Source organism: Flavobacterium sp. NKUCC04_CG (assembly GCF_019345525.1).
Taxonomy (GTDB): domain Bacteria; phylum Bacteroidota; class Bacteroidia; order Flavobacteriales; family Flavobacteriaceae; genus Flavobacterium.
Window position 1 is genome coordinate 26422 of the sequence record NZ_JAHKRA010000008.1, and the last position, 14608, is coordinate 41029.

Sequence of the window (14608 nt, forward strand, 5' to 3'; positions counted from 1 at the left end):
ATTGGAAACAAAAAAATCACCTATTGAAGGAAAGACAACCGCTGTTATAGCTCACTTTACGATTATCGGAGCCATCATAGCGATTTTTATGAATCAGGAACCCCGGAGTACATTTGCCGGTTTCTATATTAAGCAAGCTTTTGGAATCCATATTATTTTTTATGCATTGGCCTACTTTATAGGTTATTTTGATAGCTGGATGATTTCTAGTGCGTTCTTCTTGTTTATCTTTATTTTTTGGACCTATAGTTTTTTAGGAGTAGTTCAAGGTATCTATCATACCGTTCCTTTTTTAGGTCCTAAATTTCAAGTTTGGTTTAAAAATTTATCCGCATAATTATGAATACTTCTCTGTTTTATTTGGTTCGCGAACCCGAAATTATTTTAGATAAAAATCCTATGCTGTTATTACTTCACGGTTATGGCAGTAATGAGGAAGATTTATTTTCCTTTGCTTCTGAATTACCAAAAACGCATTATGTGATTTCTGTAAGAGCCCCCTACCCCATGCCTCCCTATGGAAATGCTTGGTATGCCATTAATTTTGACGCCGATCAAAACAAATTTTCAGACGACCAACAAGCCATTAGTTCTCGCGATTTAATCGTGAAATTCATCGACGAGATGATTGCTAAATACCCGATTGACGCTCAAAAAGTTAGCCTAATTGGTTTTAGCCAAGGCGCTATTTTAAGTTATGCCGTATCCTTAACTTATCCTGAAAAAATCGATAAAACCATTGCTTTAAGCGGGTATTTTAATCCAAATATAGTAGCTCCAGATTATAGAACTAACGATTTATCAAAATTGCAATTTTTTGTTTCGCACGGCTCAGTTGACCAAGTAGTACCCGTAGAATGGGCACGAAAAACTCCGGCTGTACTTGAAAGCTTAAACATTCCATTTGAATATAAAGAATACCCCGTTGGACATGGTGTAGCACCGCAAAACTTTAAGGATTTACTTCAATTTATACTTAAAGACTAAGGCTAGCCTTGCTTAACATACATATTTTAAGAGATGCAACCATCGTTTTATACTTTTTATAACGATGGTTTTTCTTTTATACCAAAGCGGTTATTGCCCGGGTCTGGACTAATGAATTAAAAACACTTACTCACAGTGCAGTCACAGATAAGCTCCCTTTTTCAACGCGGTTTTTCAAAATAATAAACTACTTTTGACCGGTATATAAAGCTCATAAAAGATGATAAAATCCATTTCGCTACTTTCCATGAATGAGCTTATCGAGCAATTCACGACTATTGTAAAAACAAAAGATTATTTTATTTTTGACACCAACCACAACAATTTATCCCTAAAACTCGAATCCTATTATAAAGCCGACTATTTTGGAGTAATTATGGTGATGGAAGGATCCTGTGATTATAATATTGGCGTTGAAGAAACGGCTTATCATCTTTCCAAAGGAGATATTCTATTTTGTGTACCTTCCGAAATTTTCAGAGTGAACGCTATATCCGATGATTATAATGCCAAACAGATTTTCTTTTCCGTGGATTATATTTCGGTCGCGGGATACAACTATAAATCCAACGACATACTCAAAAGCCTGTCGAATAACCCCTCCAATGTAATTCAACAGAAAGAATCCCTGTTTAGAAGGCTTCTATTTCATATCCAAGAACTTCAACAACTCAATAAACCGGAGACCACTCACTACTATTTTGCAGAAATGATTTGGCATCATTTTTCACTGATGATTTACGAAATAAACAATTATTTTAAAGAAACCAACCTTGCGCCAAATACCTCTCGTGAAGAGGAACTCACTACAGCATTTTTCTCCTTAGTCCGAACGCATTTTAAGGAGCACCACGATGTACAATTTTATGCCGACCAGTTATTTGTTACCAGAAAGTACCTCAGTCGTATTATTAAAAAAACCATGTCGCAAACACCCCGCGATATCATCAATCAAGTATTGCTAATTGAGGCTAAACTATTACTTAAAAACACCGCAATAAGCATCAATGAAGTTACGGTTATATTGAATTTTTCTAACCAGGCAGTTTTCAGTAAGTTTTTTAAAAAACACTCGGGAAAAACTCCGTCATTGTACAAAAAAAACGACCTTTTTTAACCCGGTCTTTTTGGGCATATCTCATCTATTTTACACGTTCCACAGTCTTACATATACCATAATACAAAGAAAAAAGTCTCAATTACTTTAAGCGACTTATAGACAAATTTTAGCGACTTATGAGTTTTTCATGCGGTTTTATATAATCGAAATTTGCCATCGATTAAATAATCACTAAAGCAAAAAACGATGAATCGCTTCTCTACTTTTAAGTCCGCTGGACTTATTTTCACCTTGCTTCTTCTAGCGGGATGTACTAAAAATCAAATCAAACAAACCTACGAAGGTGCTGTTCCAGAACTTCCGGTTGAAGTTGTCAGACAAGACACTGCTGTACTAACACAAACCTATGCTGCTAGTTTGGAAGGAGTGACCAATGTAGAGATCCGACCTCAGGTGTCGGGTTATCTCAAAAAAATTCTTATAGATGAAGGATCCTACGTAAAAGCAGGGCAAATTCTCTTTCAAATCGAAAACAGTGTTTACAGAGAACAATACAACAACAGTTTAGCAAACTTAACTACTGCAAAGATTGATTTGGATCGAAAAAAGGAATTACTGAAGAGTAAAATTGTATCAGACTTGCAAGTGCAGCAAGCCGAAGCGACCTATAAGGGAGCCTTATCACAAGCCGAATTGTCTAAGATAAATTTGAATTTCTGTACGATCAAAGCGCCTGTTAGCGGCTATATCAGTAGAATACCCTTCCGCTTGGGAAGTTTAATTACACCAACTACCCCAGACCCTTTAACATTTCTAACTGACATCAGTAAGATCAACGCCTATTTTAGTTTAAGCGAGGGAGAATATATTCGATTTCAAAATCAATATGAAGGAAATACCCAAGAACAAAAACTGACCAACATAGCTGCCGTTAAACTGTTAATTGCAGACGGTCAAGAGTACGAACTTCCCGGTAAGATTGACGCGATTGACGGACAATTTAATAAAACCACCGGTTCCATCATCCTTCGAGCCAAATTTGACAACCCCAAATCGCTATTAAGAAGTGGCAATACTGGCAAAATAGTAATGACTCAAAAGTATAACGATGTGATACTGATACCGATCGCATCGACGCTGTTTATGCAAGATAAAGTATTTGTATTCTCTGTAGATGAACATAGTAATGCAGTGCAGCTACCTATTGAAGTAGCGGGAAAATCGGGCAATAACTATATTGTTTCCGGTGGAATTAAAGCGGGTGATACATATATAATCAGCGGATTTGAAAGACTACAACCGGGTAGTCCGATTTTACAAAAAACAGCAACTCAAGAGATTAAAACCACCAAATAAAGCGATAAAAAATGTTAAAAACTATTATAAAAAGGCCTGTACTGGCCACGGTTATTTCTGTGCTTTTAGTTATACTAGGTATCGTCGGTATGCTGAGTTTGCCCATCACCAAATTTCCAGATATCGCCCCTCCTACCGTATCGGTTATGGCTACTTACCCTGGAGCAAATGCCGAAACCTTAGCCAGATCTGTTGCACCTCCTTTAGAAAACGCCATTAACGGTGTTGAAAATATGGATTACATCACCTCCGTATCCAGTAATGACGGAACACTGACCATAACTGTTATTTTTAAATTGGGTACCGATCCCGACCAAGCCGCTATCAACGTACAAAACAGAGTGGCTCAAGTCACTAATCAATTACCCGTTGAAGTAATTCAAGCCGGGATTACTACCTTAAAAAGACAAAACAGCATGATTGCTATGGTAACCCTCACTAGTGAAGACGGTAGCATAGACGACCTCTTTCTAGAAAATTATGCCAAAATCAATATACTACCAGAACTTAAAAGGATAGCAGGGGTTGGAGATGCTATGGTCTATGGAAACAAAGATTATTCGATGCGAATATGGTTAGATCCGATAAAGCTTAACGCTTACAACCTCACTCCTGCCGATATTTCGACAGCGATACAATCTCAAAACTTAGAAGCTGCTCCAGGAAGATTTGGAGAACGCAGCACAGAATCGTTGGAGTATGTGATGCGATATAAAGGTAAATTTACGGAATCACACGAATATGAGAACATCGTAGTTAGAGCGTTAAACGACGGCTCCATGCTCCGTTTAAAAGATGTTGCTACTGTTGAATTCGGCGCTTACAGTTATAGCGTTTCCTCTAAATCGGATAAAAAACCAGCCGTAACTATGGCGGTATTTCAGATGTCGGGCTCCAATGCCAATGAAGTTCAAATTGCACTACAGGAACGCATGTTACAGTTATCGAAATCTTTTCCCAACAAAATGGTCTATCAAATTCCTTTTACAACAAAAGAATCCCTAGACCAATCCATCAATCAAGTAATCACTACATTGATTGAAGCTTTTATACTCGTTTTTCTTGTGGTTTATATTTTTCTTCAAGATTTTCGTTCTACTTTAATACCGGCTATAGCTGTTCCCGTATCGATTTTGGGTACTTTTTTCTTTATCCACCTGCTGGGGTTTTCCATCAATATATTAACCCTTTTTGCCTTGGTATTGGCTATTGGAATTGTAGTTGATGATGCTATAGTAGTGGTCGAAGCGGTACACGCCAAGATGGAAAAACGCAAACTCAATGCCCGAGCAGCAACCATGTCTGCGATGAACGAAATCTCTGGAGCTATAGTTTCCATCACCTTAGTTATGTCTGCGGTTTTTGTGCCGGTAGCTTTTATGCAAGGTTCGGTTGGTTTGTTTTACCAACAATTTGCCCTTACCCTAGCTATCGCCATTATTATTTCAGCGATAAATGCCTTAACACTAAGCCCTGCGTTATGTGCTTTGCTTTTAAAACACCAACACATTGAAGGAAATACGCCACTAAAAACGAGCTTTAAACAGCGCTTTTTTATAGGTTTTAATGCTGCTTTTAATAAATTGACCTTTAGATACGGCAAATCCGTGTTATTCCTCATTAAGAAAAAATGGATCGCTTATGCGTTGATTGCTCTTTTTGGAGGTTTGTTCGCTTGGATGGCAATCACCACCCCAACGGCTTTTATTCCCGATGAAGATCAAAGTTTTATTATTGTTACTGCCAACCTAGCACCCGGTGCATCTAAAGACAGAACGACTACGGTAATTGGTGACACTGAAAACAAACTGGTTTCTCATCCCGCCATAGAAAACGTCATATCGGTTGACGGGCTTAACCTGTTTAGCGGTTCCATGTCGTCGTCGTCAGCGACCTTTTTTATAAAACTTAAGAAAATCGATGAACGCGGTGAAATCAAGAAAATCGATGATTTAATCGGACAGTTAACAGCTGCACTATCCGATGATAAAAGAGCGAACTTTCTCGTATTAAATTCCCCTACAGTAGACGGTTTTGGCAATACTAGCGGAATGGAATTGGTATTACAAGACAGAAATAACGGCCAATTGCAACAACTAGGTCAGGCTTCCTATGCGATGATGGGTGCCCTGATGCAACGACCTGAAGTCGCAGTAGCTTTTACCACCTTTGACGCTTCGTACCCGCAATTTGAAGTATTGGTCGATGAGACAAAAGCAGCTCAATTGGGAATAACCGTCGCAGCTGTTATGAGTGCTATGCAAGGATATTACGGCAGTATACAGTCGTCGGATTTCAATCGCTTTGGAAAATACTATAGAGTATTGGTACAAGCAACCCCTGAAATGCGCAAAGACAAAGAATCGCTCCGTGCGATTTTCGTTAAAAATTCAAAAAACGAAATGGTTCCCATCAACACCTTAGTCACCCTAAAACAGACAACGGGAGCCGAGGTTGTCGATCGATTTAATTTATATAATTCTTCGAATCTAACCGTAATGCCTGCCCCTGGATATAGCACGGGTCAAGCCATGTCCGCTATAGAAGAGGTTAGCCAACAAGTATTACCAGCAGGTTATACTCATGATTATAAAGGAATGAGCCGCGAAGAAAGTAAATCAGGAGCCCAATCGACTTTAATATTCGCCTTGTGCATCTTATTTGTCTACTTTTTATTAGCAGCACAATACGAGAGTTATATTTTACCATTCTCGGTACTGATAGCCATTCCAATAGGTTTAAGCGGGGTCTTTATAGGGATAACATTTGCCGAGATCTCCAATAATATATATGTACAAATAGCGATGATTATGCTCATTGGATTATTGGCTAAAAACGGTATTTTGATTGTGGAATTTGCTATTCAAAGGCGGCGTTCCGGCAAAAGTATTGTCGCTGCTGCTGTCGAGGGAGCCAAAGCGCGTTTACGACCTATATTGATGACTTCACTAGCTTTTTTAGCTGGATTAACACCCTTGCTTTTTGTTACAGGTCCTTCGGCTTTAGGGAATCATTCGATCGGTTATGCCGCCATTTTCGGAATGTTGTTTGGAACTATTTTAGGTCTTTTTATCACTCCTATACTATTTGTGATATTTCAGCATATCAACGAAAAAATAAGCGGAAAAGCAGTAACCGCTGAAGATTGGGAATATTAATTCAAAATAAACATTTAAGATGAAATCTATTATCAATACGTTAAAACTGACGGCAGCCCTAAGTACGGGAATTATCATGCTCTCCTGCTCCGTGCAAAAACACCAACCGCTGGAACCTCACTTTCCCCAATCGTTTAGAACCCATAGTCCCCAAAGCGACAGTATGAGTATAGCGCCCATTCACTATAAGGATTTCTTTAAGGATACGGTACTTGTAGCCTTGATTGACAAGGCTGTAAAACAAAATAACGACTTCCAATTAGCCTTAAAGCAAATTGAATTTGCTTCGATGACTTATAAACAATCGAAATGGGGAAATTTACCAAAAATCGACGCAACAATAGGAAGCGCGAGTATTAATCGTCCAGCAGAAAACAACAGTGGTCCGTCCAACGGAAAAAAATACCAGGAAGACTACAACAGTACGGTAAACATTTCGTGGGAAGCCGATATATGGGGAAAAATTAGTGGTATTAAAGAACAGACACTGGCCGATTACCTCATTACACAAGAGGCAGCCAAAGCCGTTAAAACCCGGCTGGTTTCGGAAGTAGCTACTGGTTATTACAACCTCTTAATGCTCGATAAACAATTGGAAATATCTCAAGAAAATTTATCTTTTGCAAAGCAAACAAACGAGATACTACAGAAACAATACAAATTGGGCATGATCAATTCGCTAGCCGTTCAACAGCAAGAAATGGCTATAGAACAAATAGTAAAAACAATACCTGCCATTGAAAATGCCATCAGCGTACAAGAAAACAGTTTAAGTGCTCTTAGCGGTTCCATGCCCGATATAGTAGAGCGAAAAACAGGTTTGGATCAAGTACATCATCCGGAAAGTCTAGCAAGCGGAATTCCCGCTGAATTGCTGAGTAATCGACCGGATGTAAAAAGTGGCGAACTGAATTTTAAAAAGAGTATAGCCTCGATTCACATTGCTAAAGTGAGTATGTATCCAAGCCTAAATATTACAGCGCAAGGTGGCTTAAATGCATTAAAAACTAGCAATTGGTTTACGCTACCCGGTTCGCTATTTGGAATAGCTACTGCGTCGCTTACACAGCCTATTCTAAATGGAAAACAACTTAAAACACAATACGAACAGGCAAAGATTAACTCGGAAATGGCGGAGATACAATTCAAGCAATCGGTATTAAATGCTGTTAGTGAAGTTTCTGACGCGTTAGTAGCTATCGAGAAACTCGAACAACAACAAAAAATCGGAGAAAGTTTGGTTGAAAAAGCTACCAAAGTTGTTAGCAATTCCGTTACCTTATATCAGTACGCTGAAGCAACCTATTTGGAAGTGCTGTTAGCGCAATCCAACAAACTGCAGTCTGAACTGGATTTAGCTGCAATCAAAACACAGCGTCTCAACGCCATTACAACCTTATACCGAGCCTTAGGCGGTGGTGTGCAGTAAATGAACGAGTAGGTCAATCGGTTACTTTCTTTAAAAGTAACCGATTACTACTATATAAAAACAACTTAAATCATGACAAATCGCAAAGAAAGAGAAGGTATTATATTGATTCCAGATTTTAGTGGATTCACTGAATTTGTGTTTGCTACCAAAATACATACTGGAGAATATATCATAAAGCAATTGCTCTTAACCCTTATAGACGCTAATAAAAAACATTTTTATATCTCTGAGATTGAAGGCGATGCCATACTTTTTTATAAGTATAGTAAAACACCTAGTTTTGATAGTGTTATGGAAGTTTTAAAAAGAATGTTGTATTCTTTTAATCAAAAATTGATTGAATTGGAATTAGCCCTTGACACTAAGATAAATATGTCGCTAAAATTCATTGTCCATCATGGTGATTTTTCGAGATATACAATAAAATATTTCAACAAACTTTACGGAAAACCCGTAATAGAAGCTCACAAACTACTAAAAAACGATTATACTGAAAAGGGGTCCTATATATTTCTAACGGATTCCTTTTTAAATGCTTCAAAAAGTCCAAAATTAAGTCCCCTTAGCAACACGCTCAACATACCCAAGGTTGGTATTATTTATTATCCGACTTTTGAAGAACTACTTTTAACTGATCTAGAAAAAAGGACTAAGTCAATTGAATTCGAGAAATAAGTCATAAAAAAAGCGTTCTTTCGAACGCTTTTTTTATGATATTGATTTTTTTATTCATCGTCTATTTGATCGCTCCCCGTAATCTTCAAATCAACGGCCTTGGCTGCTGTAAATTTTAAAACACCACGATGTTTTAATTCCCAATCTTTCCGCGTATCCAATTCCCAATTTTCATTGCCGTATATTCCGGTTGTCGCTTTTTCATTTAGCAAGATACTCTTCTCTTGATAAGGCAAGAAAATTTCCGCCTTAGTCTTTTCTGAGTTAAAAACTACAAAACCGCTTACATCATTATCTTCGAGTTCATTCTCTTCCGGATTGCCCTCTTCAATATTGATTGGATTTAATCGAAACCCTTCTTCAAATACTCGAATACAGTCGTTTCTCAGCTCACTCCAACGGTATCCTGCGCTAATAGCGCATCCGTTTGAATCCAAATCAGATCCTAAAACCACCTTTTCCTTAGCGGGAAATACGGGTTCAGACTTCTCGTCTTTTTTAAAAATAAAATCGCAAGACGAGAATAGGAAAACACTAAAAAATAAATAAATTATAGTTTTCATCGCATTTATAAAATTCAAATATACCAATTAATTAGTTGGTGAAGTATATAAAACGGTTTCAATAGTGTTAAATTCCGTAGGACCTTCGCCTTTAAAAAAGTACTTAATCAACACTTCTCCATGTAACTTACCCGAGTAAAAGTCGGCAATAATCCAACGGTGATTAATGACTTTGGCTTTGTTTAGAATAAATTTATTACCATCAACAGGAGCATAAGGAATTAAAGGGTTTCCATTGGGTTGGTGATTTAACGCCATCAACTCTGCTTCTACTTTTCCCATGACTTCATCGAAATCATAGTCTTTAAAATAGTCTTGAGCCTCTTCATTTTGAACGATGGAAAAATAATTGGCATCCATCAAATTTTGCTCACCTAATTTTAAAGAATCGCGAACTATATCAATTCGCTTGTGCGCAATGTCCAATTCTTTCTCTTTGCCCTCATAAATCTTATTGGCATTGACATATTGGTAAATATTGAATAACATCGAGAAAACAAAAAGGTAAAAAAAGATCTTTTTCATATTTGGGTGTTTGTTGTTGTTTTTTAAAAGCCTATTAGATTATTAAAACAGCATTAGGGGAACTCCGTCATCTCAAGCTGCAAATTATCGTGCGCCAAATATACGTTTTTCGGTAAATCTTGTTGTATTTTTTCGTGAAAACCTAATTCATAACCTATATGAGTTATATAGGCCTTTTCCGGATTGACTTTGGCAATAAAAGCCAAAGCTTCTTCTAGATTGTGGTGTGTGGGATGCGGATTGATACGCAAAGCATTAATTACCAGTATTTTTATGTTTCTGAGTTTTTCCCATTCGCTATCCGGTATATATTTCGCATCGGTTATATATACAAAATCGTCAAAACGGTACCCTAGTATCGACAAATCGCCATGTAAAATCTCAATGGGTACTATCTTTTGCCCCCCAATAACCAAATCGCTATTGCTGTCAATTATATAGGGCTGTACAGCAGGTGCTCCTGGGTAACGATTTTCTGTAGCGAAAACATAGTCAAAACGACGTTTTAAACTATCCATTACACGCTGCAACGCATAAACAGGCATTCGTCCCATTTGAAAACAAAATGGTCTTATATCGTCTAAACCGGCTGTGTGATCGGCATGCTCGTGGGTATAGAGTATCACATCAATACGCTGGCAATTTGAAACCAACATTTGTTGTCTAAAATCCGGACCGCAATCGATCAAAATACTCAATCCCCGCCAGCTTATCCATATAGAAGTTCGCAATCGTTTATCGCGCATATCCGAACTTAGACAAACGGGGTCCTTACTTCCAATAACTGGAATTCCTTGAGAAGTTCCGGTGCCTAAAAAATATATTCTCACTGCTTTCGATTTTTACAAAAATAGGGTTTTATCTTTTTTTAAACTGTATAATTTACTACGTTTGTTATTATTAAAATAGTCTATGAAAAATTTCGCCGAAGATTTGGTACTTGAAGGGGACAGAATTATTGAACATCAGCCAGCTATATCCGATAAAGCACTGCGTATCAACCTCAATAAGAATATTTACGGAACTTTTGCAGAAATTGGAGCCGGGCAAGAAACGGTGCGCCACTTTTTTAGAGCAGGAGGTTCTTCGAGAACCATTGCCAAAGCGATGTCTGCTTATGATAAAGATTTTAGCGATGCTATTTATACCGTTGAAAACGACGGTCGTTATGTTACAGAAAGCCGCCTAAAGAAAATGTTGATTCACGAAACCGATTTGATCGAAGATCGAATCGATCGTAATAGTCATCCGAGCAAAACTTTTTTTAGTTATGCCAATACCGTAGCCACTATTGATTTTGCCAAAAGTTTTAAAGGTCATGGATGGGTAGGTATTCGCTTTCAATCCAAACCCGATGAAGCCTATAGTGAGATCATTTTACACATACAATTCAAAGAAACCGATTCCAAACTTCAACAAGAAACCTTGGGAATACTCGGAGTTAATTTAATATATGGAGCATACTATCAACACAACGAGCCTAAAAACTTAATTCGCAAATTATACGACCATATTGATAAAGATCAAATTGAAATTGACAGTATCAATTTTTCCGGACCGTTATTTAAAAACGTTGACAATCGATTGATGAGTTTACAATTGGTCAAAAACGGCATGACCGATGCCGTTATGTTTGGTCCAGATGGTCAAAGCAAATTACCCGCTACCGCTCTTTATAGAAAAAACATTTTGGCTTTGCGAGGCAGTTTTAGACCCGTTACCGTTGTCAATATGAATATGTACGAGAAATCGTTAAAAATGTTTGTCGATGAAAACCAATTGGATCGAGATGAAACCTTAGTCGTTTTTGAAATGACACTTTCCAACTTATTGATGGAGGGAGAAATTGACGAAGTTGACTTCTTACACCGTGCCGAATTACTTTGTTCTTTAGGACAAACGGTTTTGATTTCCAATTTCCAAGAGTATTATAAAGTGGTTGAATATTTTTCTCAATATACCAAAGAGAAAATCGGTTTAACCATGGGCGTTAGTTCGATACTGAATATTTTTGACGAGAAGTATTACACCCATTTACACGGTGGTATACTCGAAGGATTGGGTAAATTGTTTTACCGCGATTTGAAAGTATATCTCTATCCGATGAAAGATGAACAACAACAAATTGTAACTTCACAGAATCTAAAAGTGGACTTGCATATCAAAGAATTGTACAAATATTTCAAAAAGGCTGGAAAAATTGTTGATATCACCAATTATGAAGAAAAGAATTTAAGTATTTTTTCTCGAGAAATTTACCGATTGATACACGAACAACAAACAGGCTGGGAAACTGCTCTTCCCGAGGGAATTGCAAACGAAATTAAAACTAAAAAACTATTTGGTTATAAAGATTTGTAAGTTACTATAAAAACAGATAAAGCCTCACTCTTAATTCGAAAGTGAGGCATTATTGTAGTAAAAAACCTTGTCATTATACCAAGGAATTTAAAACTTAGCCGCTTAAAGCTAAAGAATATTCTATATCAAGAATTTAAAATCTGATCAGCGTGTTCCTTCGTTTTCACTTTAGTGATGATGTCAGCTATCACCCCTTTTTCGTCGATTACAAAAGTGGTTCTATGGATACCATCGTAGGTTTTACCCATAAATTTCTTAGGCCCCCATACGCCAAAAGCCTCGATAATAGATTTATTTTCGTCTGCCAATAACGGAAAAGGCAATTCGTTTTTTTCCTTAAACTTGGCTTGTTTCGATTCGGAATCTGCACTAACTCCTAAAATTTCAAAACCCTGTGCTTGGAAACGTTCATAATTATCGCGTAAGTTACACGCTTCAACCGTACAACCTGGAGTACTGGCTTTTGGATAAAAAAACACTACTAATTTTTTCCCTGTAAAGTCACTCAACTCATGAGTCTTTCCCTCTTGATCTATCCCCTTAAAGTCGGGTGCTTTATCGCCTATTTTCAATGTAGTCATGGTCTGTTTTTTTATCAAAATTAGCAAAAGTATAGGAATTAAGCTACTTTTAGCATTGATTATAACTTCTTATCTTCGTAAAAAAAATTTCATGACTAAAGCCGAAAAAGTTCAGTTTGTTTTAGACACACTAGATGCAGTCTATCCTGAAATTCCCATCCCTCTTGACCACAAGGACCCTTATACCCTATTGATTGCCGTATTGTTGTCCGCTCAATGTACGGATGTGCGTGTGAATCTCACCACTCCTGCCCTGTTTGCCAAAGCGGATAACCCCTACGATATGATTAAACTAAGCGTAGAAGAAATAAGAGACATCATACGTCCCTGCGGACTTTCTCCAATGAAATCTAAAGGTATACACGGATTATCGCATATTTTAATAGACAAACACGAGGGTCAAGTACCTCAAAATTTCCCGGATTTAGAAGAATTACCCGCTGTAGGTCATAAGACAGCCAGTGTGGTAATGGCACAAGCATTTGATATTCCTACTTTTCCTGTGGACACACATATTCATCGGTTGATGTACCGCTGGAATTTATCCAATGGCACCACAGTACAACAAACAGAAAAGGATGCTAAACGATTGTTTCCCCAAGAAGAATGGAATCGGTTACACTTACAAATGGTCTGGTATGGTCGCGAATATTCTCCCGCCAGAGGATGGAATTTGGACCTAGACATTATCACCAAAGTAATCGGTAGAAAGTCTGTAATCGATGCGTATAACAAAAAAGCCCTTAAAAAATAGTTTAAGGGCTTTTTCTGCTTATTAATTACGTACTAGTTAAGCAATATTTTTATTTGTAAATTATTTACACTAAGCACATTAAGTGCTTTTGAATATTTAAGCAGAAAATCCACTGTTTCTTTTTTAGGAACCTTCATTTCAAATCGATTGATCTTTTTAGAGTAACTTTTTGCCATATATGTATTTGTTAGTTTCCATAATAACGCAAAGCCTAATCTTTTATTATAGAAAATTTCAAATACTTAATCGTGTAGTACTAATTTTCTTTGTTCAATCATTTTTCTAATGTTCATCAAGGCATACCGCATTCTACCTAAAGCCGTATTGATACTAACATCGGTAATGACAGCAATTTCTTTAAAGCTTAAGTCCTGATAGATCCTCATAATCAAAACTTCTTTCTGGTCATCAGGTAATTCATCTATCAAATTTTTTAAATCCAATTCTTTCTGAACGCTGATCATCTGATGTTCCATATTGGGATTACTGTCGGTAATAAGCGAAAAAATGGAAAACTCACCATGCTCTCTTTGCATAGGCATTTTCTTTATTTTCCTAAAATGATCAATAACCAAATTATGCGCAATACGTGTAACCCACGGTAGAAACTTACCCTCTTCGTTGTATTTTTTAGTTTTTAAGGTATGAATAACTTTGATAAAGGTTTCCTGAAACACATCTTCTGTCGTGTCTCGATCTCCTAATTTGGAATAGATAAAACCGTAAATTTTAGATTGATGTCTGAGAATCAAAACCTCAAGAGACTTTTCATCACCACCTATATATTGCTGAATCAATGAGGAATCAGGCATATTGAGATATCCCATAATAATACTTTTAAAATATTTATTTTCGAAATTTTTATAAAGTACTTTTGTGCAATAGGCTATTTTGGTTTTTTTAGATTTCCCAAATATATGTTATTTTTTTTGAAACAGTTAGTATTAATTAATTTTTTTTATGTATTGTTTAGATAGGCCCACTACCACAACCAAAACAAAACACTCCTACCTACCATAAATACTTACGGAAGTATCCGTTTTAAAAAATATTAAAGTTGCAATAAGGCTTGTCATTTCGACCTCCAGTCTAGATAAATTAAAACAATAAGAGATTAGGTAAACAAACCAACGACTTTTCCTCTATTTTAGTAAAT

At 37.0% G+C, this 14608-nt stretch carries 14 protein-coding genes; 9 read left to right on the forward strand and 5 right to left on the reverse strand.

What is annotated here, in order from left to right; translation table 11 throughout:
- The first annotated feature begins 1 nt into the window (after position 1).
- The 7 genes from KO524_RS07910 to KO524_RS07940 all read left to right on the forward strand — a co-directional run bounded on the left by KO524_RS07910 (position 2) and on the right by KO524_RS07940 (position 8668).
- Positions 2 to 337: a hypothetical protein gene (locus tag KO524_RS07910; protein ID WP_219292708.1), complete on the forward strand. Its 336-nt coding sequence runs from the start codon at positions 2 to 4 to the stop codon at positions 335 to 337.
- A gap of 2 nt (positions 338 to 339) precedes the next feature.
- Positions 340 to 987, forward strand: coding sequence for an alpha/beta hydrolase (locus tag KO524_RS07915; protein WP_219292710.1), 648 nt, complete (start codon positions 340 to 342; stop codon positions 985 to 987).
- Positions 988 to 1207: 220 nt separating this feature from the next.
- The gene (locus tag KO524_RS07920) at positions 1208 to 2104 is read left to right on the forward strand and encodes an AraC family transcriptional regulator (RefSeq protein ID WP_219292712.1); all 897 of its coding nucleotides are present in this window, start codon (positions 1208 to 1210) and stop codon (positions 2102 to 2104) included.
- Between the two features lie 189 nt (positions 2105 to 2293).
- A complete protein-coding gene (locus KO524_RS07925) occupies positions 2294 to 3403 on the forward strand; it encodes an efflux RND transporter periplasmic adaptor subunit (RefSeq protein WP_219292714.1) in 1110 nt (369 codons plus the stop codon).
- A gap of 11 nt (positions 3404 to 3414) precedes the next feature.
- Complete coding sequence (locus tag KO524_RS07930; RefSeq protein WP_219292716.1) at positions 3415 to 6561, forward strand: efflux RND transporter permease subunit; 3147 nt, start codon at positions 3415 to 3417, stop codon at positions 6559 to 6561.
- A gap of 19 nt (positions 6562 to 6580) precedes the next feature.
- Positions 6581 to 7990, forward strand: a complete 1410-nt coding sequence (locus tag KO524_RS07935) for an efflux transporter outer membrane subunit (protein WP_219292718.1) — start codon at positions 6581 to 6583, stop codon at positions 7988 to 7990.
- Between the two features lie 72 nt (positions 7991 to 8062).
- Complete coding sequence (locus KO524_RS07940; protein WP_219292720.1) at positions 8063 to 8668, forward strand: DUF2652 domain-containing protein; 606 nt, start codon at positions 8063 to 8065, stop codon at positions 8666 to 8668.
- Between the two features lie 50 nt (positions 8669 to 8718).
- Here KO524_RS07940 and KO524_RS07945 read toward each other — a convergent pair whose 3' ends face one another.
- Genes KO524_RS07945 through KO524_RS07955 form a run of 3 tightly spaced genes read right to left on the reverse strand, consistent with a single transcriptional unit; the run spans position 8719 to position 10586 of the window.
- On the reverse strand, positions 8719 to 9231 hold the full coding sequence (locus tag KO524_RS07945) for a hypothetical protein (RefSeq protein WP_219292722.1): 513 nt from the start codon (positions 9229 to 9231) through the stop codon (positions 8719 to 8721).
- A 27-nt stretch (positions 9232 to 9258) separates the two neighbouring features.
- Positions 9259 to 9756, reverse strand: a complete 498-nt coding sequence (locus KO524_RS07950; protein WP_219292724.1) for a hydrolase — start codon at positions 9754 to 9756, stop codon at positions 9259 to 9261.
- Between the two features lie 53 nt (positions 9757 to 9809).
- Entirely contained in the window at positions 9810 to 10586 is a 777-nt protein-coding gene (locus tag KO524_RS07955; protein ID WP_219292726.1) for an MBL fold metallo-hydrolase, read from the reverse strand.
- A gap of 82 nt (positions 10587 to 10668) precedes the next feature.
- Here KO524_RS07955 and KO524_RS07960 point away from each other — a divergent pair, with 82 nt between their 5' ends.
- Complete coding sequence (locus tag KO524_RS07960; protein WP_219292728.1) at positions 10669 to 12117, forward strand: TonB-dependent receptor; 1449 nt, start codon at positions 10669 to 10671, stop codon at positions 12115 to 12117.
- A 125-nt stretch (positions 12118 to 12242) separates the two neighbouring features.
- Here the strand turns inward: KO524_RS07960 and bcp are convergent, their stop codons facing one another.
- Positions 12243 to 12698: a thioredoxin-dependent thiol peroxidase gene (bcp, locus tag KO524_RS07965; RefSeq protein ID WP_219292730.1), complete on the reverse strand. Its 456-nt coding sequence runs from the start codon at positions 12696 to 12698 to the stop codon at positions 12243 to 12245.
- A gap of 91 nt (positions 12699 to 12789) precedes the next feature.
- Here bcp and nth point away from each other — a divergent pair, with 91 nt between their 5' ends.
- Complete coding sequence (gene nth / locus KO524_RS07970) at positions 12790 to 13452, forward strand: endonuclease III (protein ID WP_219292732.1); 663 nt, start codon at positions 12790 to 12792, stop codon at positions 13450 to 13452.
- A 242-nt stretch (positions 13453 to 13694) separates the two neighbouring features.
- Here nth and KO524_RS07975 read toward each other — a convergent pair whose 3' ends face one another.
- Positions 13695 to 14279: an RNA polymerase sigma factor gene (locus KO524_RS07975; RefSeq protein WP_219292734.1), complete on the reverse strand. Its 585-nt coding sequence runs from the start codon at positions 14277 to 14279 to the stop codon at positions 13695 to 13697.
- Positions 14280 to 14608 lie beyond the last annotated feature (329 nt).

Coding starts and splice junctions, on each gene's coding strand:
- KO524_RS07950 (WP_219292724.1), bottom strand. CDS start 9,756: ATGAAAAAGATCTTTTTTTACCTTTTTGTTTTCTCGATGTTATTCAAT.
- KO524_RS07935 (WP_219292718.1), top strand. CDS start 6,581: ATGAAATCTATTATCAATACGTTAAAACTGACGGCAGCCCTAAGTACG.
- KO524_RS07925 (WP_219292714.1), top strand. CDS start 2,294: ATGAATCGCTTCTCTACTTTTAAGTCCGCTGGACTTATTTTCACCTTG.
- KO524_RS07940 (WP_219292720.1), top strand. CDS start 8,063: ATGACAAATCGCAAAGAAAGAGAAGGTATTATATTGATTCCAGATTTT.
- bcp (WP_219292730.1), bottom strand. CDS start 12,698: ATGACTACATTGAAAATAGGCGATAAAGCACCCGACTTTAAGGGGATA.
- KO524_RS07960 (WP_219292728.1), top strand. CDS start 10,669: ATGAAAAATTTCGCCGAAGATTTGGTACTTGAAGGGGACAGAATTATT.
- KO524_RS07915 (WP_219292710.1), top strand. CDS start 340: ATGAATACTTCTCTGTTTTATTTGGTTCGCGAACCCGAAATTATTTTA.
- KO524_RS07920 (WP_219292712.1), top strand. CDS start 1,208: ATGATAAAATCCATTTCGCTACTTTCCATGAATGAGCTTATCGAGCAA.
- KO524_RS07975 (WP_219292734.1), bottom strand. CDS start 14,279: ATGGGATATCTCAATATGCCTGATTCCTCATTGATTCAGCAATATATA.
- KO524_RS07945 (WP_219292722.1), bottom strand. CDS start 9,231: ATGAAAACTATAATTTATTTATTTTTTAGTGTTTTCCTATTCTCGTCT.
- nth (WP_219292732.1), top strand. CDS start 12,790: ATGACTAAAGCCGAAAAAGTTCAGTTTGTTTTAGACACACTAGATGCA.
- KO524_RS07930 (WP_219292716.1), top strand. CDS start 3,415: ATGTTAAAAACTATTATAAAAAGGCCTGTACTGGCCACGGTTATTTCT.